The organism is Escherichia sp. MOD1-EC6819 (assembly GCF_002965765.1).
Lineage (GTDB): Bacteria > Pseudomonadota > Gammaproteobacteria > Enterobacterales > Enterobacteriaceae > Escherichia > Escherichia ruysiae.
In genome coordinates, this window is the sequence record NZ_PTRG01000002.1 from 125479 (window position 1) to 147930 (window position 22452).

General features: G+C 52.2%; 21 protein-coding genes, 1 tRNA gene and 1 pseudogene. 12 read left to right on the plus strand and 11 right to left on the minus strand.

Features of this window, described 5'->3' with window-relative positions; genetic code table 11:
* Positions 1-55: 55 nt before the first annotated feature.
* From glxR to glxK, 5 genes are all read left to right on the plus strand, one after another.
* Positions 56-934: a 2-hydroxy-3-oxopropionate reductase gene (gene glxR / locus A7Z06_RS03105; RefSeq protein ID WP_000765851.1), complete on the plus strand. Its 879-nt coding sequence runs from the start codon at positions 56-58 to the stop codon at positions 932-934.
* A 168-nt stretch (positions 935-1102) separates the two neighbouring features.
* Positions 1103-2557, plus strand: coding sequence for an allantoin transporter (locus A7Z06_RS03110; RefSeq protein ID WP_000401082.1), 1455 nt, complete (start codon positions 1103-1105; stop codon positions 2555-2557).
* A gap of 59 nt (positions 2558-2616) precedes the next feature.
* A complete protein-coding gene (gene allB, locus A7Z06_RS03115; protein ID WP_000006875.1) occupies positions 2617-3978 on the plus strand; it encodes an allantoinase AllB in 1362 nt (453 codons plus the stop codon).
* A 56-nt stretch (positions 3979-4034) separates the two neighbouring features.
* Complete coding sequence (locus tag A7Z06_RS03120) at positions 4035-5336, plus strand: uracil/xanthine transporter (protein WP_010344397.1); 1302 nt, start codon at positions 4035-4037, stop codon at positions 5334-5336.
* 21 nt (positions 5337-5357) lie between these two features.
* Positions 5358-6503, plus strand: a complete 1146-nt coding sequence (glxK, locus tag A7Z06_RS03125) for a glycerate 3-kinase (protein WP_010344398.1) — start codon at positions 5358-5360, stop codon at positions 6501-6503.
* A 295-nt stretch (positions 6504-6798) separates the two neighbouring features.
* Here the strand turns inward: glxK and allE are convergent, their stop codons facing one another.
* From allE to allD, 3 genes are read right to left on the minus strand one after another with little or no spacing between them, the layout of a single operon-like run.
* Positions 6799-7584, minus strand: a complete 786-nt coding sequence (gene allE / locus A7Z06_RS03130) for a (S)-ureidoglycine aminohydrolase (RefSeq protein WP_000540971.1) — start codon at positions 7582-7584, stop codon at positions 6799-6801.
* Between the two features lie 10 nt (positions 7585-7594).
* The gene (gene allC, locus A7Z06_RS03135) at positions 7595-8830 is read right to left on the minus strand and encodes an allantoate deiminase (RefSeq protein WP_010346750.1); all 1236 of its coding nucleotides are present in this window, start codon (positions 8828-8830) and stop codon (positions 7595-7597) included.
* 21 nt (positions 8831-8851) lie between these two features.
* Positions 8852-9901, minus strand: a complete 1050-nt coding sequence (gene allD / locus A7Z06_RS03140; RefSeq protein ID WP_105279337.1) for an ureidoglycolate dehydrogenase — start codon at positions 9899-9901, stop codon at positions 8852-8854.
* 316 nt (positions 9902-10217) lie between these two features.
* Between allD and A7Z06_RS03145 the strand changes: the two genes are divergently transcribed.
* Genes A7Z06_RS03145 through A7Z06_RS03160 form a run of 4 tightly spaced genes read left to right on the plus strand, consistent with a single transcriptional unit; the run spans position 10218 to position 14870 of the window.
* Positions 10218-11885, plus strand: coding sequence for an acyl-CoA synthetase FdrA (locus A7Z06_RS03145; protein ID WP_000580804.1), 1668 nt, complete (start codon positions 10218-10220; stop codon positions 11883-11885).
* Positions 11886-11894: 9 nt separating this feature from the next.
* On the plus strand, positions 11895-13154 hold the full coding sequence (locus tag A7Z06_RS03150; RefSeq protein WP_000495346.1) for a DUF1116 domain-containing protein: 1260 nt from the start codon (positions 11895-11897) through the stop codon (positions 13152-13154).
* Positions 13155-13164: 10 nt separating this feature from the next.
* Complete coding sequence (locus tag A7Z06_RS03155) at positions 13165-13980, plus strand: DUF2877 domain-containing protein (protein ID WP_105279338.1); 816 nt, start codon at positions 13165-13167, stop codon at positions 13978-13980.
* Entirely contained in the window at positions 13977-14870 is an 894-nt protein-coding gene (locus A7Z06_RS03160; protein ID WP_000855370.1) for a carbamate kinase, read from the plus strand. The genes A7Z06_RS03155 and A7Z06_RS03160 overlap by 4 nt, the downstream gene beginning before the upstream one ends.
* A 126-nt stretch (positions 14871-14996) precedes the next feature.
* On the opposite strand, the gene purK is transcribed toward A7Z06_RS03160, so the two are convergent.
* The 4 genes from purK to ppiB all read right to left on the minus strand — a co-directional run bounded on the left by purK (position 14997) and on the right by ppiB (position 17906).
* Positions 14997-16064 carry a 5-(carboxyamino)imidazole ribonucleotide synthase gene (purK, locus tag A7Z06_RS03165; RefSeq protein WP_000815512.1) on the minus strand — a complete coding sequence of 356 codons (1068 nt, stop codon included), beginning with the start codon at positions 16062-16064 and terminating at the stop codon, positions 14997-14999.
* Positions 16061-16570, minus strand: coding sequence for a 5-(carboxyamino)imidazole ribonucleotide mutase (gene purE, locus A7Z06_RS03170; protein ID WP_001295318.1), 510 nt, complete (start codon positions 16568-16570; stop codon positions 16061-16063). The genes purK and purE overlap by 4 nt, the downstream gene beginning before the upstream one ends.
* A gap of 116 nt (positions 16571-16686) precedes the next feature.
* Positions 16687-17409 (minus strand): UDP-2,3-diacylglucosamine diphosphatase, encoded by a 723-nt coding sequence (lpxH, locus tag A7Z06_RS03180; protein ID WP_000212268.1) that lies wholly within the window; start codon positions 17407-17409, stop codon positions 16687-16689.
* Positions 17410-17411: 2 nt separating this feature from the next.
* Positions 17412-17906: a peptidylprolyl isomerase B gene (gene ppiB / locus A7Z06_RS03185; protein WP_000256002.1), complete on the minus strand. Its 495-nt coding sequence runs from the start codon at positions 17904-17906 to the stop codon at positions 17412-17414.
* A 173-nt stretch (positions 17907-18079) separates the two neighbouring features.
* On the opposite strand from ppiB, the gene cysS reads away from it, so the two are divergent.
* Positions 18080-19465, plus strand: coding sequence for a cysteine--tRNA ligase (cysS, locus tag A7Z06_RS03190; RefSeq protein ID WP_000912345.1), 1386 nt, complete (start codon positions 18080-18082; stop codon positions 19463-19465).
* A 35-nt stretch (positions 19466-19500) separates the two neighbouring features.
* Here the strand turns inward: cysS and A7Z06_RS03195 are convergent, their stop codons facing one another.
* The 3 genes from A7Z06_RS03195 to folD form a co-directional block, all read right to left on the minus strand.
* Positions 19501-20022 (minus strand): metal-dependent hydrolase, encoded by a 522-nt coding sequence (locus A7Z06_RS03195; protein ID WP_001143528.1) that lies wholly within the window; start codon positions 20020-20022, stop codon positions 19501-19503.
* Positions 20023-20130: 108 nt separating this feature from the next.
* Positions 20131-20343 carry a ribosome-associated protein YbcJ gene (ybcJ, locus tag A7Z06_RS03200; RefSeq protein WP_000190288.1) on the minus strand — a complete coding sequence of 71 codons (213 nt, stop codon included), beginning with the start codon at positions 20341-20343 and terminating at the stop codon, positions 20131-20133.
* 1 nt (position 20344) lies between these two features.
* On the minus strand, positions 20345-21211 hold the full coding sequence (gene folD / locus A7Z06_RS03205) for a bifunctional methylenetetrahydrofolate dehydrogenase/methenyltetrahydrofolate cyclohydrolase FolD (RefSeq protein WP_000729172.1): 867 nt from the start codon (positions 21209-21211) through the stop codon (positions 20345-20347).
* A gap of 260 nt (positions 21212-21471) precedes the next feature.
* Between folD and A7Z06_RS03210 the strand changes: the two genes are divergently transcribed.
* Positions 21472-21548, plus strand: a tRNA-Arg gene (locus A7Z06_RS03210).
* A 15-nt stretch (positions 21549-21563) separates the two neighbouring features.
* Here A7Z06_RS03210 and A7Z06_RS03215 read toward each other — a convergent pair.
* Positions 21564-21734, minus strand: a pseudogene (locus A7Z06_RS03215) (integrase); the annotation flags it as partial.
* Between the two features lie 94 nt (positions 21735-21828).
* On the opposite strand from A7Z06_RS03215, the gene emrE reads away from it, so the two are divergent.
* Positions 21829-22161 carry a multidrug efflux SMR transporter EmrE gene (emrE, locus tag A7Z06_RS03220; RefSeq protein WP_001070434.1) on the plus strand — a complete coding sequence of 111 codons (333 nt, stop codon included), beginning with the start codon at positions 21829-21831 and terminating at the stop codon, positions 22159-22161.
* Positions 22162-22452 lie beyond the last annotated feature (291 nt).

The following is a 22452-nucleotide window of genomic DNA, read 5'->3' on the forward strand; positions in this document are numbered from 1 at the left end:
GCAGGGGATCGTGTTGTCTGAATTCAGGAAAAGCGACATTTAAAAGAGGCTAAATATGAAACTGGGATTTATTGGCTTAGGCATTATGGGTACTCCGATGGCCATTAATCTGGCGCGCGCCGGTCATCAACTGCATGTCACAACTATTGGTTCGGTTGCTGATGAATTACTGTCACTCGGTGCCGTCAGTGTTGAAACTGCGCGCCAGGTAACAGAAGCGTCAGACATCATTTTTATTATGGTGCCGGATACGCCACAGGTTGAAGAAGTTCTGTTTGGTGAAAATGGTTGTACCAAAGCCTCGCTGAAGGGCAAAACCATTGTTGATATGAGCTCCATTTCCCCGATTGAAACTAAACGTTTCGCTCGTCAGGTGAATGAACTGGGTGGCGATTATCTCGATGCGCCAGTCTCCGGCGGTGAAATCGGCGCGCGTGAAGGGACGTTGTCGATTATGGTTGGCGGTGACGAAGCGGTATTTGAACGTGTTAAACCGCTGTTTGAATTGCTCGGTAAAAATATCACCCTCGTGGGCGGTAACGGCGACGGTCAAACCTGCAAAGTGGCAAATCAGATTATCGTGGCGCTCAATATTGAAGCGGTTTCTGAAGCATTGTTGTTTGCTTCAAAAGCCGGTGCGGACCCGGTACGTGTGCGCCAGGCGCTGATGGGCGGCTTTGCTTCCTCACGTATTCTGGAAGTTCACGGTGAGCGCATGATTAAACGCACCTTTAATCCAGGTTTCAAAATTGCGCTGCACCAGAAAGATCTCAACCTGGCACTGCAAAGTGCGAAAGCACTGGCGCTGAACCTGCCAAACACTGCGACCTGCCAGGAGTTATTTAATACCTGTGCGGCAAACGGTGGCAGCCAGTTGGATCACTCTGCGTTAGTGCAGGCGCTGGAATTAATGGCTAACCATAAACTGGCCTGATACCCGCAATAAAAATGGCCGATATCAGAAAATGAATCGGCCAGCAATATTAAAAAAGAAAGCAGCCAAAGATGTTGCTTCAGTATTAAAAATAATATTTTTATTTTATTTGTTCCTCATAGCTAGATTAAAACAGCGTTATTCGATACGTGAAATTAAGAGGGATTTATGGAACATCAGAGAAAACTATTCCAGCAACGCGGCTATAGCGAAGATCTACTGCCGAAAACGCAAAGTAAGCGGACCTGGAAAACATTTAACTATTTTACCTTATGGATGGGTTCGGTTCATAACGTTCCCAATTATGTGATGGTTGGCGGCTTTTTTATTCTCGGCTTGTCTACCTTTAGTATTATGCTGGCAATTATCCTCAGTGCCTTTTTCATTGCCGCGGTAATGGTATTAAACGGTGCTGCGGGCAGTAAATACGGCGTACCGTTTGCCATGATCCTGCGTGCTTCTTACGGCGTACGTGGCGCACTGTTTCCCGGACTGTTAAGAGGCGGGATTGCCGCCATCATGTGGTTTGGTTTGCAGTGTTATGCCGGATCGCTGGCCTGCTTGATCCTGATTGGCAAAATCTGGCCGGGATTTTTAACTCTCGGCGGTGATTTTACCCTGTTAGGGCTTTCTCTACCGGGCTTAATCACTTTCTTACTCTTCTGGCTGGTTAACGTTGGTATTGGTTTTGGCGGTGGCAAAGTTTTAAATAAATTCACCGCTATTCTTAACCCGTGCATCTATATCGTCTTCGGCGGTATGGCAATTTGGGCGATTTCGCTGGTAGGGATTGCTCCAATCTTTGACTACATTCCGAGCGGTATTCAGAAGGCAGAAAATAGTGGCTTCCTGTTCCTGGTGGTGATCAACGCGGTGGTTGCGGTCTGGGCGGCACCGGCGGTGAGCGCATCAGACTTTACGCAAAACGCTCACTCTTTCCGTGAGCAGGCGCTGGGGCAAACGCTCGGTTTGGTTGTGGCCTATATTCTGTTTGCGGTCGCCGGGGTATGTATTATTGCCGGAGCCAGTATTCATTACGGCGCTGACACCTGGAACGTGCTGGATATTGTTCAGCGTTGGGACAGCCTGTTTGCCTCGTTCTTTGCGGTACTGGTTATTCTGATGACGACCATTTCCACGAACGCCACCGGTAATATTATTCCGGCTGGTTATCAGATTGCCGCTATTGCACCGACGAAACTGACCTATAAAAACGGCGTACTGATTGCCAGTATTATCAGCCTGCTGATCTGCCCGTGGAAATTAATGGAAAACCAGGACAGTATTTATTTGTTCCTCGATATTATCGGTGGGATGCTGGGGCCGGTAATTGGTGTGATGATGGCGCATTATTTCGTAGTAATGCGCGGACAAATTAATCTTGATGAACTGTACACCGCACCAGGCGATTTTAAATATTACGATAACGGTTTTAACCTCACTGCATTCTCAGTCACTCTGGTGGCGGTTATTTTATCTCTCGGCGGTAAATTTATTCCGGTCATGGAACCGTTATCGCGTGTTTCATGGTTTGTCGGCGTCATCGTCGCCTTTGCGGCCTACGCTTTATTAAAGAAACGCACAGCAGTAGAAAAAACAGGAGAGCAAAAAGTCACAGGTTAATTAATCCCGATATTGAACATTGAGTTAAAAAACAATCTGTATTTTACAAGGAGTTTGTTATGTCTTTTGATTTAATTATTAAAAACGGCACCGTCATTTTAGAAAACGAAGCTCGCGTTGTAGATATCGCCGTTAAAGGCGGAAAAATTGCCGCTATCGGTCAGGATCTGGGCGATGCAAAAGAAGTTATGGATGCGTCTGGTCTGGTCGTTTCTCCGGGCATGGTCGATGCGCACAGCCATATTTCTGAACCGGGTCGTAGCCACTGGGAAGGTTATGAAACCGGCACTCGCGCAGCGGCAAAAGGCGGTATCACCACCATGATCGAAATGCCGCTCAACCAGTTGCCAGCAACCGTTGATCGCGCATCGATTGAACTGAAGTTCGACGCCGCTAAAGGTAAGTTGACTGTCGATGCGGCACAACTGGGTGGCCTGGTCTCTTATAACATCGACCGTCTGCACGAACTGGATGAAGTGGGCGTTGTCGGCTTCAAATGCTTCGTTGCGACCTGTGGCGATCGTGGTATCGACAACGACTTCCGTGACGTAAACGACTGGCAGTTCTTCAAAGGCGCGCAGAAGCTGGGCGAAATGGGGCAGCCGGTGCTGGTGCACTGCGAAAATGCCCTGATCTGTGATGAACTGGGCGAAGAAGCGAAGCGTGAAGGTCGCGTAACCGCACATGACTATGTGGCTTCTCGTCCGGTATTTACCGAAGTGGAAGCGATTCGCCGCGTACTGTACCTGGCGAAAGTTGCCGGTTGCCGTCTGCACGTTTGCCACATCAGCAGCCCGGAAGGTGTTGAGGAAGTGACTCGTGCGCGTCAGGAAGGTCAGGATGTTACCTGTGAATCCTGCCCGCATTACTTTGTGCTGGATACCGATCAGTTCGAAGAAATTGGCACCCTGGCGAAGTGTTCACCGCCGATCCGCGATCTGGAAAACCAGAAAGGCATGTGGGAAAAACTGTTTAACGGTGAAATCGACTGCCTGGTTTCCGACCACTCTCCATGCCCGCCGGAAATGAAAGCCGGTAACATCATGAAAGCATGGGGCGGTATCGCCGGTCTGCAAAGCTGCATGGACGTGATGTTCGATGAAGCAGTACAGAAACGCGGTATGTCTCTGGCCATGTTCGGCAAATTAATGGCGACTAATGCAGCAGATATCTTCGGTCTGCAGCAAAAAGGTCGTATCGCCCCAGGAAAAGATGCCGACTTTGTCTTCATTCAGCCGAATAGCAGCTATGTTCTTACCAATGACGATCTGGAATATCGCCACAAAGTCAGCCCGTATGTTGGCCGTACCATTGGCGCGCGTATCACGAAAACCATCTTACGTGGTGATGTGATTTACGACATCGAACAGGGCTTCCCTGTTGCGCCGAAAGGTCAATTTATCCTTAAACATCAGCAGTAATCTGGCCCCTGCAATGCCCGCCTTCGCGGCGGGCATTCTCCGGTTAAGGTGTGTTTATGTTCAATTTTGCAGTGAGCCGCGAAAGCCTGTTATCAGGATTTCAGTGGTTTTTCTTTATTTTTTGCAACACGGTTGTGGTTCCTCCTACGCTGCTTTCGGCTTTTCAGTTGCCGCAAAGTAGTCTGCTTACGCTCACCCAATATGCTTTTCTTGCTACTGCACTGGCCTGCTTCGCTCAGGCGTTCTGCGGTCATCGTCGCGCTATTATGGAAGGGCCAGGCGGCCTGTGGTGGGGAACTATCCTCACTATCACCCTTGGCGAAGCATCGCGCGGAACGCCTGTCAATGATATCGCCACCAGTCTGGCGGTGGGGATTGCGATTTCCGGCGTGCTGACGATATTGATTGGACTTAGTGGATTAGGTCATCGCCTTGCGCGGTTATTTACTCCGACGGTGATGGTGCTGTTTATGCTGATGCTGGGCGCGCAGCTGACCACTATCTTTTTCAAAGGTATGCTCGGGCTGCCGTTTGGCATAGCCGACCCGAATTTTAAAATTCAGTTACCGCCGTTCGCGCTCTCGGTGGCGGTGATGTGCCTGGTTCTGGCGATGATTATCTTCCTGCCGCAACGTTTTGCCCGTTACGGCCTGTTGGTCGGCACGATAACCGGCTGGTTGTTGTGGTACTTTTGCTTTCCTTCTTCGCATTCGCTCTCCGGTGAGTTGCACTGGCAGTGGTTCCCGCTCGGCAGTGGCGGTGCGTTGTCGCCGGGAATTATTCTGACGGCGGTGATTACAGGTCTGGTGAATATCAGTAATACCTACGGTGCGATTCGGGGCACGGATGTTTTTTATCCGCAGCAGGGCGCGGGGAATACGCGTTATCGTCGCAGCTTTGTGGCAACCGGATTTATGACGCTGATAACCGTGCCGCTGGCGGTAATACCATTCTCGCCGTTTGTTTCATCCATTGGTTTATTAACCCAGACTGGCGATTACACGCGGCGTTCGTTTATTTATGGCAGCGTTATTTGCCTGCTGGTGGCACTGGTTCCGGCACTCACGCGACTATTTTGCAGTATCCCTTTACCAGTGAGTAGCGCGGTCATGCTGGTTTCTTATCTGCCTTTACTCTTTTCCGCGCTGGTGTTTAGCCAGCAAATAACGTTTACCGCTCGCAATATTTATCGACTCGCATTGCCGTTATTTGTCGGCATATTTTTAATGGCATTACCGCCTGTGTATCTGCAAGACCTTCCATTAACGCTTCGTCCTCTGCTCAGTAACGGCTTACTGGTCGGAATTTTACTGGCTGTTCTTATGGATAACCTTATTCCGTGGGAACGCATCGAATAATTTGTTGAAAAAGGATTGATAATGAAGATTGTCATTGCGCCAGACTCGTTTAAAGAGAGCTTAAGTGCAGAAAAATGTTGTCAGGCAATTAAAGCCGGGTTTTCGACCCTCTTTCCCGATGCGCACTATATCTGTTTGCCAATAGCAGATGGCGGCGAAGGAACGGTGGATGCGATGGTTGCCGCGACGGGCGGCAACATCGTGACGCTCGAAGTCTGTGGGCCGATGGGCGAAAAAGTGAATGCTTTTTATGGCCTTACCGGCGACGGGAAAACGGCGGTGATTGAGATGGCGGCAGCAAGTGGCCTGATGCTGGTCGTGCCTGAAAAGCGTAATCCGTTGCTGGCGTCAAGTTATGGCACCGGCGAGCTGATTCGTCATGCGCTGGATAACGGCATTCGCCATATTATTCTCGGCATTGGCGGCAGCGCGACGGTAGACGGCGGTATGGGCATGGCGCAGGCGCTCGGTGTGCGTTTCATTGATGCCGACGGTCAGGCGCTGGCGGCAAACGGCGGCAATTTAGCGCGTGTGGCAAGCATTGAGATGGAGGAATGCGATCCGCGTCTGGCGAGCTGTCATATTGAAGTGGCGTGTGATGTTGATAACCCGCTGGTAGGGGCACGCGGCGCGGCGGCGGTGTTTAGCCCGCAAAAAGGGGCAACGCCGGAGATGGTCGAAGAGCTGGAGCAGGGGCTGCAAAATTTCGCCCGTGTTTTGCAGCAGCAAACGGAAATCAATGTCTGCCAGATGGCGGGCGGCGGCGCGGCGGGCGGTATGGGTATTGCGGCGGCGGTATTTCTCAATGCGGATATTAAACCGGGTATTGAGATTGTACTGCGGGCGGTCAACCTGGAGCAGGCGGTGCAGGGAGCGGCGCTGGTGATCACCGGGGAAGGGCGCATCGACTCGCAAACGGCAGGCGGTAAAGCGCCGCTGGGCGTGGCGTCGGTGGCGAAGCAGTTTAATGTACCGGTGATTGGGATTGCTGGCGTATTGGGTGATGGTGTGGAAGTGGTGCACCAGTACGGCATTGACGCGGTGTTCAGCATTTTGCCACGTCTGGCACCTTTAGCTGAAGTGCTCGCCAGTGGTGAAACCAATCTCTTCAACAGCGCGCGAAATATTGCCTGCGCCATTAAAATAGGTCAGGGAATTAAAAACTGACTCTTACCTTTAAAGTGGATGCGGTTCATATCGCATCTGCTTCTGATTGCTACGAACATGGCTTTCCCCCTCTCCCTTTTAGGGAGAGGGTCGGGGTGAGGGTAATTATTGCCTGTTCCCCTCACCCTAACCCTCTCCCCAAAGGGGCGAGGGGATTGTCTGTGCGGTTTTCAGCCTGAAGCGGATGCATTTTATCCCGCATCTGTTTTTTACCTGAATTTACCGCAAAAAAAGCCACGGTATAAACCGTGGCAAAATCCAACATAGCTAAAAATAATCAGGCGAGCGGTATGACTTAAATTTCTACGTCGCGGTTACAATCTTTCGAGTAAATATAGCTGAACGCTTCACCACGCCCTACGCCATAACCGGCCTGTAAAGAATAAGCGCCCATAAAGATGTAATCGCCTTTTTTTACCGGGATCCAGTTATTATCGAGGTTATAAACTCCCTGACCGGAAAGAATATAAGCACCGTGCTCCTGAACGTGGGTTTCGATATAACCGTGGCTGGCACCTGGCGCAAAAGAGAGGATATGCATATTCATATCAAAACCTAACTCTTTGGGCAGAAAATCCAGCAGAATAACATCGTCCATGCCTTCATAATGAATGCGTTCCAGTTCGCTGGCATTGCCAGAAACCAGCCACGGCGCATGACCTTCTACCGGAACATAGCGGCGCTTATACAAGAAGATTTGGCTGTCTTCGGCCTGGGCATTAACAAACGTCATTAAGGAGCCTGGCGGGCAATAAAGATAGCCACCTTCGCTTAAGGCAAATGTTTTTCCTTCGGCTTCGGCAGTGATATTTCCAGAAATGACATACAGGAACGTTTCAATTCCTTCTCCGCCGAATCCCTGCTGATTACCGCCGTTTTGATGCAGCGTCACCAGATAATCGACAAACGTAGCGCCAAGCTTTGGTGTGGACAGGATTGTCGCGTCACAATTTTCAAAGCCAGGAATAATATTTTTTACCAGACCATCCGGGGTTAACAGCGCGAAATTACCGTGTTTAACAATCGCACGGTTAGCCAGTAAATCATCGCGGTAACCGGTGACGTTATTTAAATATCCCATTTATAACTCCTTATTTCTGCCAGGCAAGTTGATAAAGCATGAGTGCCAACGTTTTGACCCCTTCGGCAAGGTCGGTAATATTGGTGCGTTCCGCCGGGTTATGGCTGATCCCGTTAATGCTGGGAATGAAAATCATGCAGGTCGGCACGCGAGGCGCGAAAATTTGCGCGTCGTGCCCGGCACCACTGTGCATCACCCGGTAATTCAGTTTTTCTGTTTCACACAGTTCCGTCAGGGTGGTGACCAGCTCTTCGTTCATCGGCACCGGTTCTTCGTCCATCCATAAATCGATATCAATACCAATGTCCATTTCATCGCAAATCGCCCGCATGTCGTTTTCTAACTGTTGGGTGAAATCGCGCAGCACGGCAGCGTCGGTGTGACGACAATCAATGGTGAACGTGGTTTTACCCGGCACTACGTTAACCGTATTTGGGCGCGGCTCCACTTTGCCAAAGGTCAGCACCAGCGGATCGCCCATCTTTTTCGCTTTGGCTACGGACTGATTGCAAATGCGGCTAAACGCATAAACCGTGTCACGACGATAGCCCATCGGCGTGGTGCCTGCATGGTTTGATTCGCCGTTCAGCGTCACCGTATAGCGACGTTGCCCGACAATTGCATTCACCACGCCAATTGACTGCCCATTACTTTCCAGCACACAGCCCTGTTCGATATGCAGTTCGACAAAGGCTTTAATATCCTGACGCGGAGTTAGTGGGGCGTTCGGCAGAGTGAATCCGCAAGCCTTCATCGCATCGACAAAACTATTTCCTTTGGCATCACAGATATTCCGCACGTCGTCAGGATTCGCCAGCCCAAAGATATTTTTACTGCCCCAGAAGACATACGGGAAGCGGCTGCCTTCTTCTTCCGCCATCGCCACCACTTCGACAGTACGTAGCGGCGCGCCGTATTGTGTTTTCAGCCAGTCAATTGCCAGCCACGCCGCCAGTGCGCCGAATTGCCCGTCGAGGTTACCGCCGTTAACCACGGTATCGATATGCGAACCGCTCAGAACCACTTCCTGTGGATATTCGGTGCCATTCAGGCGACCGTATAAATTTCCCACTTTATCGAAACGTGTTTCCAGCCCGCTTGCTGCCATTCTTTTTTTAAATTGCTGTTGGGTTTCCAGCCATTCCGGCGAATAAAGTAAACGGGTCATACCGCCGGTTGGGTCAGCGCCAAAAGAGGAAAGCCAGGGCAGCGTTTCTTCTATAGCTTGACGAAAATGTGTAATCATAGGAAAGTCCTGTCTCAATAATTATTGCGCAAAGGGATTTTTCGTTTCGTATGACGTCTTATAAAGCGCGTCGGAAATTAAATACTGGTAAATATCATCAACAATTTCGATGCCTTCGACGGCGGCTTTTTGTTGTTTAATATCCTGATCCTGACCGGGATAATAAACCTGGTTAAAACCGGGCGCGGGGGTAATGGCATTTAATTCACGCATGGTCTGGCTAAGATGTTGACGGAATATTTCGCTGGAGGAGAAAAAGTTCGGGTTAATAACTACATGTAATTGCCCCAAATTACGCCCGGCGTGTAAATCGTCATACATCGAACTAACCTGTCGCCCGAACGGTAAGCCGAGTAACACGCCTGAGAGGACGTCAACCATCATCATCAGGCCATACCCTTTCGGCCCAGCGGCGGGGAGCAGAGCATGTACCGCGAACGGATCGGTTGTTGGTGCACCGTTTTTATCGACCGCCCAGGTATCCGGGATAGACATATTACGCGAGCGGGCGTCGAGCACTTTTCCCCATGCCTGTACGGTAGTCGCCATATCAAAGGTAAGGATCTCGTCGCCTTCTCCCGGCGCGGCAAAGGCAAGTGGGTTAGTACCGTAGTAAATTTCCGCGCCGCCAAACGGCACCACCATTGGATCGGACTGGCACATCGAAATGCCAATTAATCCGGCGCGGGCTGCCTGCTGCACAAAATAAGAGATTGCGCCGCTGTGACCCATCCGGCTGATACCGACCACCGCAACGCCATTTTGTTGTGCTGTTTTAATGGCATGTTCCATGCCCATTTTCGCGGCGACCTGCCCGGCGGCATTGTCGGCATGTAAAATTGCCGAACACGGCCCCGTTTCTTCAAGACGGAACTCCGGTTCGCGGTTGGTGCCGCCTTTCGAAATACGTTCTGCGTAGTATTCCACGCGTACCGCGCCATGAGAGTGGATCCCTCTGGCATCGGCATAAACCAATACTTCAGCCACGGTTGCAGCGTGCTCACGTTTTAATCCAGCCTGGCAGAGTTTATTCTCGATTAGCTGGTGGAGTGTTTCCCGACTGATTTTCATCTGTCTTCCTTTTTAACGACGGTGTGAAGCATGACTGCAATTAACATACAGGGAAAATATCTGGATTATGTGATCCAGACAGGCAAAAAAATATAGTTAGAATTTATTTGATAATCCGCGCACTTTTGGTTTGTTTTTTAAAATAACCCTGCTTGTTAAAAATTAGCAGATAATAGTCTGGCGGTTATTTGAATTCTTTTGCTAATAATTCCTGTGTGATATTCATCACCTTATTTTTCATCGGTCATCGATACCGTGATTGACACATTAACACTGCTCGTGCAATTGCCATGGGTGCAATTTTTAAGGAGTTGTTATGATCCACGCCTTTATTAAAAAAGGGTGTTTTCAGGATTCGGTCAGTTTAATGATTATTTCACGAAAACTCAGCGAATCAGAAAATATTGATGATGTTTCCGTAATGATGGGTACGCCCGCCAATAAAGCGTTATTAGATACCACAGGTTTCTGGCATGACGATTTTAATAACGCCACGCCGAACGATATTTGCGTGGCAATTCGTAGCGAAGCGGCGGATGCGGGGATCGCGCAGGCGATTATGCAGCAGCTTGAAGAGGCGCTAAAACAACTGGCGCAAGGTTCAGGCAGCAGCCAGGCGTTGACGCAGGTGCGTCGCTGGGACAGTGCCTGCCAGAAATTACCCGATGCCAATCTGGCGCTGATTTCAGTGGCTGGTGAGTACGCGGCAGAGCTGGCGAATCAGGCGCTGGATCGCAACCTCAACGTGATGATGTTCTCCGATAACGTCACGCTGGAAGATGAAATCCAACTCAAAACCCGCGCGCGGGAAAAAGGCTTGCTGGTGATGGGACCGGACTGCGGTACGTCGATGATTGCCGACACGCCGCTGGCTTTCGCCAATGTGATGCCGGAAGGCAATATTGGTGTCATTGGCGCTTCTGGTACAGGGATTCAGGAACTGTGCTCGCAGATTGCGCTGGCAGGTGAGGGAATTACTCACGCGATTGGTCTTGGCGGGCGCGATCTCAGTCGTGAAGTGGGCGGCATCAGTGCGCTGACGGCGCTGGAAATGTTGAGTGCCGATGCGAAAAGTGAAGTGCTGGCGTTTGTCTCTAAACCACCTGCCGAAGCCGTGTGCCTGCGTATCGTTAACGCGATGAAAGCGACGGGTAAACCGACGGTGGCGCTGTTTTTAGGTTATGCCCCGGCGGTGGCTCGTGAAGAGAATGTCTGGTTTGCCTCCTCGCTGGATGATGCCGCGCGCCTGGCTTGCCTGCTTTCACGCGTTACGGCGCGACGTAACGCAATAGCGCCTGTCAGCAGCGGATTTATTTGCGGCTTGTATACCGGCGGTACGCTGGCCGCCGAAGCGGCGGGATTACTTGCCGGGCATCCTGGCGTGGTAGCCGACGATGCCCATCATCACGGCATGATGCTGGACGCTGATGGTCACCAGATCATTGACCTGGGCGATGATTTCTACACCGTCGGGCGTCCCCATCCGATGATCGACCCGACCTTACGCAACCAGTTAATTGCCGAGCTTGGTGCAAAACCACACGTGCGCGTATTGCTGCTTGATGTGGTGATTGGCTTCGGTGCGACCGCCGATCCTGCGGCCTCGCTGGTAAGCGCCTGGCAGAAAGCCTGTGCCGCGCGTTCAGACAACCAACCGCTGTACGCCATTGCCACGGTGACAGGTACCGAACGTGACCCGCAATGCCGCTCGCAGCAAATCGCCATCCTGGAAGATGCGGGGATCGCGGTAGTGAGTTCGCTGCCGGAAGCCACATTACTGGCGGCGGCACTGATTCGCCCGCTTTCGCCTGCCACACTGCAACACACACCGTCATTACTGGAACACGTCGCGGTGATTAACATCGGATTACGCAGTTTTGCGCTGGAACTACAAGGCGCCAGCAAACCGGTCGTGCATTACCAATGGGCGCCAGTCGCTGGCGGCAATAAAAAACTGGCTCGTTTATTAGAACGTTTGCAATAAGGGGTTCCCATGTTTACATCAGTGGCGCAAGCCAATGCTGCGGTTATCGAACAAATTCGTCGCGCTCGTCCACACTGGCTGGATGTGCAACCGGCGTCTTTACTCATTAGCGAATTGAATCAGGGCAAAACACTGCTTCACGCCGGGCCGCCGATGCGTTGGCAGGAGATGACCGGCCCCATGAGAGGGGCGTGCGTGGGCGCATGTCTGTTCGAAGGCTGGGCGAAAGATGAAGCGCAGGCGCTGGCAATGCTTGAACAAGGGGAAGTGAACTTCATTCCTTGTCACCATGTGAATGCCGTCGGGCCAATGGGCGGCATTACTTCTGCCAGTATGCCGATGCTGGTGGTCGAGAACGTGACCGACGGCAACCGGGCGTACTGCAACCTGAATGAAGGTATCGGTAAAGTGATGCGTTTTGGCGCTTACGGCGAAGATGTTCTGACCCGTCACCGCTGGATGCGCGACGTGTTAATGCCGGTATTAAGCGCCGCGCTGGGGCGCATGGAGCGCGGTATCGATCTCACCGCGATGATGGCGCAGGGCATTACGATGGGCGATGAGTTCCATCAGCGCAATATTGCTTCCTCAGCATTGTTAATGCGTGCGCTGGCCCCACAAATTGCCCGCCTCGATCATGATAAACAGCACATCGCCGAAGTGATGGATTTCCTCAGCGTGACCGATCAGTTCTTCCTCAACCTCGCGATGGCCTATTGCAAGGCGGCGATGGATGCAGGTGCGATGATCCGCGCGGGCAGCATCGTCACGGCAATGACCCGCAACGGCAACATGTTCGGGATTCGGGTAAGCGGGTTGGGCGAACGCTGGTTTACTGCGCCTGTAAACACTCCGCAAGGTCTGTTTTTCACCGGCTTCTCGCAGGAGCAGGCAAACCCGGATATGGGCGATAGCGCGATTACCGAAACCTTTGGTATTGGCGGAGCCGCAATGATCGCAGCACCTGGCGTAACGCGCTTCGTCGGTGCAGGTGGTATGGAAGCTGCCAGAACGGTTTCTGAAGAGATGGCGGAAATCTTCCTTGAACGCAATATGCAGTTGCAGATCCCCGGCTGGGATTTCCAGGGCGCGTGCCTGGGGCTGGATATTCGTCGCGTGGTAGAAACCGGCATTACGCCGCTCATCAATACTGGTATCGCCCATAAAGAGGCGGGTATCGGGCAGATTGGTGCAGGCACTGTGCGGGCGCCGCTGGCGTGCTTTGAACAGGCGCTGGAAGCACTGGCTGAAAGCATGGGGATTGGTTGAGGAACGCGCAATGACGATCATCCATCCTCTGCTTGCCAGCCGTAGCGCACCGAATTATCGCCAGTCCTGGCGGTTAGCGGGAGTGTGGCGACGGGCGATTAACCTGATGACGGAAAGCGGCGAACTGTTAACGCTGCATCGTCAGGGTAGTGGTTTCGGCCCCGGAGGATGGGTGCTTCGCCGCGAGCAATTCGATGCGTTATGCGGTGGATTATGCGGCAATGAACGACCACAGGTTGTGGCTCAAGGGATTCGCCTTGGACGTTTCACGGTTAAACAGCCACAGCGTTATTGTTTGCTGCGTATTACGCCGCCTGCACATCCTCAACCGCTTGCAGCAGCATGGATGCAACGCGCGGAGGAAACCGGGCTTTTCGGGCCACTGGCGTTGGCGGCAAGCGATCCGCTGCCCGCTGAATTACGCCAGTTTCGTCACTGTTTTCAGGCCGCGCTCAATGGCGTTAAGACCGACTGGCGGCACTGGCTGGGTAAAGGCCCCGGATTAACGCCAAGTCATGATGACACGCTGACGGGAATGCTGCTGGCGGCCTGGTATTATGGCGCTTTAGATGCGCGCTCCGGTCGCCCGTTTTTTGCCTGTTCCGACAATCTTCAACTCGTTACCACAGCGGTGAGCGTCAGTTATTTACGTTATGCCGCGCAAGGATATTTCGCCTCGCCACTCCTGCACTTTGTTCATGCTCTGAGTTGCCCGAAACGTACCGCTGTTGCGATTGATTCGCTGCTGGCGCTGGGGCATACGTCAGGGGCAGATACGCTGCTGGGGTTCTGGCTTGGCCAACAATTATTACAAGGAAAACCATGAAAACACTGGTTGTAGCTCTTGGGGGCAATGCCTTGCTTCAGCGCGGTGAGGCGCTGACGGCAGAAAATCAATATCGCAATATCGCCAGTGCTGTACCTGCGCTGGCGCGCCTGGCCCGTTCTTATCGGCTGGCGATTGTTCACGGCAACGGGCCGCAGGTGGGGCTGCTGGCGTTACAGAATCTGGCGTGGAAAGAGGTAGAACCGTATCCGCTGGATGTGCTGGTGGCGGAAAGCCAGGGGATGATTGGCTATATGCTGGCGCAGAGTTTGAGCGCACAGCCGCAGATGCCGCCTGTCACGACGGTGCTGACGCGCATTGAGGTTTCGCCGGATGATCCGGCGTTTTTGCAGCCAGAGAAGTTTATTGGTCCGGTTTATCAGCCAGAAGAACAAGAGGCACTGGAAGCGGCTTACGGCTGGCATATGAAACGTGATGGTAAATATTTGCGCCGGGTGGTGGCGTCTCCGCAACCGCGTAAAATTCTCGACAGCGAAGCCATCGAGTTGTTGCTCAAAGAGGGGCATGTGGTGATTTGCAGTGGCGGCGGTGGTGTGCCTGTGACGGAAGACGGGGCTGGGAGTGAAGCGGTGATTGATAAAGATCTCGCCGCTGCGTTGCTCGCCGAGCAGATTAATGCCGATGGACTGGTGATCCTCACCGATGCTGATGCGGTATATGAAAACTGGGGAACGCCGCAGCAACGTGCCATTCGCCATGCCACACCGGATGAGTTAGCTCCATTTGCCAAAGCCGATGGTTCGATGGGGCCGAAGGTAACGGCGGTGAGTGGCTATGTCAGAAGCGGTGGTAAACCCGCGTGGATTGGGGCGTTATCGCGGATTGAAGAGACGCTGGCGGGCGAGGCGGGGACCTGTATTTCGCTGTAGTTGTAGGCAGTAGACATTTGTGCCTGATGCGACGCTTGACGCGTCTTATCAGGCCTACAATGGGTGCCGGATCGGTAGGCTGGATAAGGCGTTCACGCCGCATCCGGCAAGAAAATGAGTACCTGATTAACTGAATTTATTCTGCGCCCAAATCACGCCGCTGGCATACTCCGGCGGCAGCAGCGGGATTAAGGCTTCCAGCGTCGCGGTCAGACGCGATGTATCGCTGTCGGTCAAATTCAGATGCCCCACTTTACGCCCCGGACGGACTTCTTTGTCGTACCAGTGCAGGTGCACCAGCGGCAGTTTCAGCCAGTCATAATTCACATCGCTACCAATCAGGTTGATCATCACCGACGGACTATTCACTACCGGTTGCGGTAACGGCAGATCGGTAATCGCTCGCAGGTGCAGCTCAAACTGGCTGATGCTGGCGCCGTTTTGCGTCCAGTGACCACTGTTATGCACACGCGGAGCCAGTTCGTTGATCAGCAGACCTTGCGGGGTGACAAAACACTCCATCGCCATCACGCCCACATAGCCCAGCTCCTGCATAATCGCCGACAGCATCTCTTCGGCTTGCGCCTGTTGCTGTGCATTGGCCTGCGGGAAAGCGACGCTGGTGCGCAAAATACCGTCCTGATGCAGGTTATGCGTCAGCGGATAAAACACCGTGCTGCCATCAAAGCCGCGCGCGCCAACCAGCGACACTTCGCCAGAGAAGTTAATGCCCTGCTCGACAATACATTCGCCGTAACACTCTGCCGGTAACTGTTCGGTTTCATCGGCGCGTAAACGCCATTGACCGCGACCGTCATAGCCACCAGTGCGACGCTTAACAATCGCCAGCTCACCTAAACGATCAAACACCGCAGGCCACTCGCTGCGAGCGGCAAGTAACTGCCACGGTGCGGTCGGCAGGTGGAGCTTATCGAAAAGTTGCTTCTGAGTCAGACGGTCGGCAATAATCGGGAACACATCGCGGTTCACAAAGGCCGGATGGCGCGCCAGCTCGCGGGTTAATGCAGTTTCCGGCCAGCGTTCGATCTCAGCGGTAATCACGCTTTGTTGAAAAGGCACCGCCGCAGGTTCAGCGTCCAGCCCGACCGGCCAGACAGCAATGCCTAACGGTTCGCCTGCCTGACGCAGCATTCGGCCTAACTGCCCGTTACCGAGCACGCAAACCTGTTTCATGCCGCACCTCGCGGATCCGGGTTTTCCAGCACTTCGTCGGTCTGAGCTTTGCGCCAGTCATTCAGACGCTGGTGCAGTTCTTTATCATGAGTCGCAAGAATTTGTGCTGCCAGCAACGCCGCGTTTGCCGCGCCCGCTTTACCAATCGCCAGCGTACCCACCGGAATGCCACGCGGCATTTGTACGATGGAGTAGAGGCTATCGACACCGCTCAGTGCGGCGCTCTGTACTGGCACGCCCAGCACTGGCACCAGCGTTTTGGCGGCAATCATGCCTGGCAGGTGCGCCGCGCCGCCCGCGCCCGCAATAATCACCTGATAACCATTCTCTTCGGCGCTTTCGGCAAAGCTGAACAGTTTATCGGGGGTGCGGTGAGCAGAAACCACTTCAACGTGGTGCGGGACATTCAGGATTTCGAAGATTTCGGCGGCGAACTGCATGGTAGCCCAGTCGCTTTTGGACCCCATCACGATGGCGACACGCGCCGGATTATTGCGGGAAGACATGCGTCTTAAAACTCCTGTGGTGCACAACTCTCGGCTTTAGAGGGCACAGAGAATAGCACGGAAAGAGAGCAAGGAAAACGGTTGCGTGGCTGTGGAATCAGCAAACTTGTGCGTTATTAAAACGGGAAATGGATTAGCTCAACGTCATCCGCCGTGACTTTCACCATCGAACCTTCGGTATGCCAGGCACCCAGCACCACGCGGAAAGCAGGTTGCTGATTGGCGATGAATTCATGCACCGCCGGGCGATGCGTATGCCCGTGGATCAGCCATTGCACCTGATGTTTTTCCATCGCACTGACCACTGCGTTTTGGTTTACATCCATAATTGCCAGCGATTTACTGCTGTTGGCTTCTTTACTGTTCGCGCGCATTCGCGCGGCAATGCGTTTGCGCACAAACAACGGCAGGGCGAGGAATAGCGTTTGTAGCCACGGTTTGTGGACTTTGGCGCGAAAAGCCTGATAACCCGCATCATCGGTGCACAGCGTGTCGCCATGCATAATCAGCACCCGACGACCATAAAGTTCGAGCACCTTTTCTTGCGGCAATAACGTCATGCCGCTTTCACGGGCAAAGCGTTTGCCGAGCAGAAAATCACGGTTGCCATGAATGAAATAACAGGGAACGCCGGAATCGGATACCGCTTTGATTGCTGCCGCCATCTGGCGATGGAGTGGGTTGGGATCGTCGTCGCCAATCCATGCTTCAAACAGATCGCCAAGAATATACAGCGCGTCGGCATTGCGGGCTTCCCCCGCTAAAAAACGCAGAAAACCGGCGGTGATCGCCGGTTCTTCCACGCAGAGATGAAGATCTGCAATAAAGAGTGTCGCCACGATTACTCGCTAACGGTCACGCTTTCAATGATAACGTCTTCTTTTGGCACGTCCTGGTGCATACCGCTACGACCGGTTGCAACACCTTTGATTTTGTCTACCACGTCCATGCCTTCAACCACTTCAGCAAACACGCAGTAGCCCCAACCTTGCAGGCTTTCGCCAGAGAAGTTCAGGAAGTCGTTATCAACCACGTTGATGAAGAACTGTGCAGTTGCAGAGTGCGGAGCCTGAGTACGAGCCATTGCCAGCGTACCACGGGTATTTTTCAGACCGTTGTTGGCTTCGTTTTTGATCGGTTCTTTGGTGGCTTTTTGTTTCATGCCCGGTTCAAAACCGCCGCCCTGAATCATAAAACCGTTGATAACACGGTGGAAAATGGTGTTGTTGTAAAAACCTTCGCGGCAGTAGTCCAGGAAGTTTTTAACTGTTTCAGGTGCTTTATCGTCAAAAGTTTTGATGACAATATCGCCGTGATTGGTGTGGAAAGTAACCATTTTTGCATCCTGTTCCGTTTGATTGGTGCTTCAACCCGGTTCGGGTCATATATAGGGTGGTGTTATAGCATAACCGCACGATCGGATCATCTCGCAATGTATGCTGAATCGCGCGGGAAATATGGGTATTATACGCAACTCAATTACCCACACATGTCTAAACGGAATCTTCGATGCTAAAAATCTTCAATACTCTGACACGCCAAAAAGAGGAATTTAAGCCTATTCACGCCGGGGAAGTCGGCATGTACGTGTGTGGAATCACCGTTTACGATCTCTGTCATATCGGTCACGGGCGTACCTTTGTTGCCTTTGACGTGGTTGCGCGCTATCTGCGTTTCCTCGGCTATAAGCTGAAGTATGTGCGCAACATTACCGATATCGACGACAAAATCATCAAACGCGCCAATGAAAATGGTGAAAGCTTTGTGGCGCTGGTGGATCGCATGATCGCCGAAATGCACAAAGATTTTGATGCTTTGAACATTCTGCGCCCGGATATGGAGCCGCGCGCGACGCACCATATCGCAGAAATTATTGAACTCACTGAACAACTGATCGCCAAAGGTCACGCTTATGTAGCGGATAACGGCGACGTGATGTTCGACGTACCGACCGATCCGACTTATGGCGTGCTGTCGCGTCAGGATCTTGACCAGCTGCAGGCAGGCGCGCGCGTTGACGTGGTCGACGACAAACGCAACCCGATGGACTTCGTTCTGTGGAAGATGTCTAAAGAGGGCGAACCAAGCTGGCCGTCTCCGTGGGGCGCGGGTCGTCCAGGCTGGCACATTGAGTGTTCAGCAATGAACTGCAAACAGTTGGGTAACCACTTTGATATCCATGGCGGCGGTTCTGACCTGATGTTCCCGCACCACGAGAACGAAATTGCCCAGTCCACCTGTGCGCATGATGGTCAGTATGTAAACTACTGGATGCACTCCGGCATGGTGATGGTTGACCGCGAGAAGATGTCCAAATCGCTGGGTAACTTCTTTACCGTGCGCGATGTGCTGAAATACTACGACGCTGAAACCGTGCGTTACTTCTTAATGTCCGGTCACTATCGCAGCCAGTTGAACTACAGCGAAGAGAACCTGAAGCAGGCGCGTGCGGCGCTGGAGCGTCTCTATACCGCGCTGCGCGGCACAGACAAAACCGTTGCACCTGCCGGTGGCGAAGCGTTTGAAGCGCGCTTTATTGAGGCGATGGACGACGATTTCAACACCCCGGAAGCCTATTCCGTGCTGTTTGATATGGCGCGTGAAGTGAACCGCCTGAAAGCAGAAGATATGGCAGCGGCGAACGCAATGGCGTCTCACCTGCGTAAACTCTCTGCCGTGCTGGGTCTGCTGGAGCAGGAACCAGAAGCGTTCCTGCAAAGCGGCGCGCAGGCAGACGACAGCGAAGTGGCAGAGATTGAAGCGTTAATTCAACAACGTCTGGATGCCCGTAAAGCGAAAGACTGGGCGGCAGCAGATGCGGCGCGTGACCGTCTTAACGAGATGGGGATCGTGCTGGAAGATGGTCCGCAAGGAACCACCTGGCGTCGTAAGTAATTACTCTATTGCCGGATGCGAGTTCTCGCATCCGGTTATCGCCTGCGCCACCACAGCATTCCCATCAGCACCATTCCCGGCAACCATACCCACATCAGTTCAGAAATAATCACCTGATGCCCGTATGGCGTGGTGTAACGAGACAACGCGAACGGTGCAACTTTAATCACCTGCCAGGGAGCGAAAAAGCGTTCCTCTGACCACGGCCACAGCCAGCCAACGCCTTTACCGCCAGTGGTTACCGAATCCAGCAAGCTGTGCGATAGCAACGAGACGGTTAAAAACAGCCAGCAGCGAATCAGCCCAGCCCTGAACCATCGTCGACCAATAAGTACGCATAGTAACGGGACAACAAACGCAAACACCAGCGAATGGGTAAACCCGCGATGACCAAAGACATTGCCGTAAGCAACGCCAAATTTAAACGACAATACGTCGGCGTCTGGCAGCATCGCCAGGACGATTCCGGCAAATAACAGACGCGGAGGGATGATTTTCGATCCCAGACCTAAACCAATACAAAGGGGAACGGCGGCGTGAGTAATAACGGTTGGCATGATGATCGCTTCGGCAAAATGTCGACGCTATCAGCATGGATGAAAGCGACGAAGAGGGCAAAGGTCTGAAAAGAGAATCGGCCTGCATACCGGCAGGCCGAAGTGGGATCAGGCAACAACCTGTACGCTGTGCCCTGCAAAACTCACTGTCTGACCGGCGACGATTTTGCAACGTTTGCGTGTTTCAACCGCGCCGTCGACTTTCACCTGGCCTTCGGCGATCGCGATTTTCGCCTGCGCGCCGCTTTCGCTCCAGCCTTCCAGTTTCAGCAAGTCGCACAGCTCAACGTGCGGATGTTTACCTAAAGAAAATGTCGCCATGTTACTCACCCTGTGGATCATGATATTCAACGCACGCCTGGAGCGTGTTTTCAATCAGCGTGGCAACCGTCATCGGGCCAACGCCGCCGGGAACGGGCGTAATGTAAGAAGCGCGCTTAGCCGCTTCTTCAAACACTACGTCGCCCACAACTTTGCCATTTTCCAGACGGTTGATGCCGACATCAATCACAATTGCGCCTTCTTTGATCCAGTCACCTGGAATAAAGCCCGGCTTGCCGACGGCAACGATCAACAGATCGGCGTTTTCTACATGATGACGCAGATTTTTGGTGAAGCGGTGAGTCACGGTGGTGGTGCAACCTGCCAGCAGCAGTTCCATGCTCATCGGGCGACCGACGATATTTGATGCGCCAATCACCACAGCATTAAGACCAAAGGTATCAATGTTGTAACGCTCAAGCAGCGTGACGATACCGCGCGGAGTGCAAGGACGCAGACGCGGCGCGCGCTGGCACAGACGACCGACGTTATAAGGATGGAAACCGTCCACGTCTTTGTCCGGGTGAATACGTTCCAGCACTTTGATGTAGTCAATTCCCGCCGGAAGCGGCAACTGCACCAGAATGCCGTCAATGGTGTTGTCGGCGTTCAGCGCATCGATAAGCTCAAGCAGTTCTGCTTCGCTGGTGGTTTCCGGGAGGTCATAGGAGCGGGAGACGAACCCGACTTCTTCACAAGCCTTGCGTTTGCTTGCGACATAAATTTGCGATGCAGGGTTGCTACCCACCAGCACAACGGCCAGTCCTGGCGCCCGCAGTCCGGCCGCAACGCGCGCCTGAACTTTTTGAGCAACTTCAGAGCGCACCTGCTGCGCAATCGTTTTACCGTCAATAATCTTTGCTGCCATCAGAGAGAGGATTCCATCTGTTACGTAGGTCGAAGGGGATGCGTCTATTTTGTCAGAAGCGGGGCGTGCTGTCAGTTTTCGTTTTCTGAAAAGTAAAACCTTCTGTACCTGGCGATAATGATAACCGTCGTTGGTTTGCCGCTGTAGCGAGGTAAATCAGATGCGGTCGTACACTTGTTCAGCAACCGGTTCAAAAGCCATTGACTCAGCAAGGGTTGACCGTATAATTCACGCAATTACACACACATTGTGGTATCAATGCGCCCTTAGCTCAGTTGGATAGAGCAACGACCTTCTAAGTCGTGGGCCGCAGGTTCGAATCCTGCAGGGCGCGCCATTAAAATTCAATCAGTTACGCCTTCTTTATCTCCTCCATAATTCCAGAGTGGGACATATCTGGGACATCATCACCAAAAATGTCGTCTATTTTCCCCGCGTGCTCCGTCAAATGATTAGGTGCAAGGTGAGTATATCTACGCACCATTTCTATGGATTCCCATCCGCCCATTTCCTGAAGCACTGATGAAGAACATCAATGAATGCACCAGAATGAATCCGGTGAGTTAAGTTCAAACTGTAGTACAATTCGCTCCGGTATTAACAGGAAAGAATATGCTATGAACCCTTATATTTATCTTGGTGGCGCAATACTTGCAGAAGTCATTGGTACAACTTTAATGAAGTTTTCAGAGGGTTTTACACGGTTATGGCTCTCTGTTGGTACAATTATTTGTTACTGTGCATCATTCTGGTTATTAGCTCAGACGCTGGCTTATATTCCTACAGGGATTGCTTATGCTATCTGGTCAGGAGTCGGTATCGTCCTGATTAGTTTACTGTCCTGGGGATTTTTCGGCCAACGGTTGGATCTGCCAGCCATTATAGGCATGATGTTGATTTGTGCCGGAGTGTTGGTAATTAACTTATTGTCACGAAGCGCACCACATTAAAAATAATTTCTTTTGAATCGAGTGAAATATGGTAGCCTGTATGTTTATACGGGCTACTTTTTATACTGCGGGTAAATTTTTTTTGGCAAGTGGAGCAGGGGATTACCACATTTGCGTTTTGAACAGTAGCAATAAAGTTTTCGGTGAGAAATGCCGCCAGCATTTTGTGATGAAACGGATATTGGCGGTATAGGTAGGTATTTGATATCGAGAGTTGATAGTTTATAGAAAAATAAAAATGAAATATTAAGTTTGTTTATTTTTAACCTTCGTACACATCGCTGATAAAAT

Bases quoted from the DNA above. Each gene is read 5' to 3' on its own strand.
- glxR (WP_000765851.1), top strand. From the start codon at position 56: ATGAAACTGGGATTTATTGGCTTAGGCATTATGGGTACTCCGATGGCC.
- A7Z06_RS03110 (WP_000401082.1), top strand. From the start codon at position 1,103: ATGGAACATCAGAGAAAACTATTCCAGCAACGCGGCTATAGCGAAGAT.
- allB (WP_000006875.1), top strand. From the start codon at position 2,617: ATGTCTTTTGATTTAATTATTAAAAACGGCACCGTCATTTTAGAAAAC.
- A7Z06_RS03120 (WP_010344397.1), top strand. From the start codon at position 4,035: ATGTTCAATTTTGCAGTGAGCCGCGAAAGCCTGTTATCAGGATTTCAG.
- glxK (WP_010344398.1), top strand. From the start codon at position 5,358: ATGAAGATTGTCATTGCGCCAGACTCGTTTAAAGAGAGCTTAAGTGCA.
- allE (WP_000540971.1), bottom strand. From the start codon at position 7,584: ATGGGATATTTAAATAACGTCACCGGTTACCGCGATGATTTACTGGCT.
- allC (WP_010346750.1), bottom strand. From the start codon at position 8,830: ATGATTACACATTTTCGTCAAGCTATAGAAGAAACGCTGCCCTGGCTT.
- allD (WP_105279337.1), bottom strand. From the start codon at position 9,901: ATGAAAATCAGTCGGGAAACACTCCACCAGCTAATCGAGAATAAACTC.
- A7Z06_RS03145 (WP_000580804.1), top strand. From the start codon at position 10,218: ATGATCCACGCCTTTATTAAAAAAGGGTGTTTTCAGGATTCGGTCAGT.
- A7Z06_RS03150 (WP_000495346.1), top strand. From the start codon at position 11,895: ATGTTTACATCAGTGGCGCAAGCCAATGCTGCGGTTATCGAACAAATT.
- A7Z06_RS03155 (WP_105279338.1), top strand. From the start codon at position 13,165: ATGACGATCATCCATCCTCTGCTTGCCAGCCGTAGCGCACCGAATTAT.
- A7Z06_RS03160 (WP_000855370.1), top strand. From the start codon at position 13,977: ATGAAAACACTGGTTGTAGCTCTTGGGGGCAATGCCTTGCTTCAGCGC.
- purK (WP_000815512.1), bottom strand. From the start codon at position 16,064: ATGAAACAGGTTTGCGTGCTCGGTAACGGGCAGTTAGGCCGAATGCTG.
- purE (WP_001295318.1), bottom strand. From the start codon at position 16,570: ATGTCTTCCCGCAATAATCCGGCGCGTGTCGCCATCGTGATGGGGTCC.
- ppiB (WP_000256002.1), bottom strand. From the start codon at position 17,906: ATGGTTACTTTCCACACCAATCACGGCGATATTGTCATCAAAACTTTT.
- cysS (WP_000912345.1), top strand. From the start codon at position 18,080: ATGCTAAAAATCTTCAATACTCTGACACGCCAAAAAGAGGAATTTAAG.
- A7Z06_RS03195 (WP_001143528.1), bottom strand. From the start codon at position 20,022: ATGCCAACCGTTATTACTCACGCCGCCGTTCCCCTTTGTATTGGTTTA.
- ybcJ (WP_000190288.1), bottom strand. From the start codon at position 20,343: ATGGCGACATTTTCTTTAGGTAAACATCCGCACGTTGAGCTGTGCGAC.
- folD (WP_000729172.1), bottom strand. From the start codon at position 21,211: ATGGCAGCAAAGATTATTGACGGTAAAACGATTGCGCAGCAGGTGCGC.
- emrE (WP_001070434.1), top strand. From the start codon at position 21,829: ATGAACCCTTATATTTATCTTGGTGGCGCAATACTTGCAGAAGTCATT.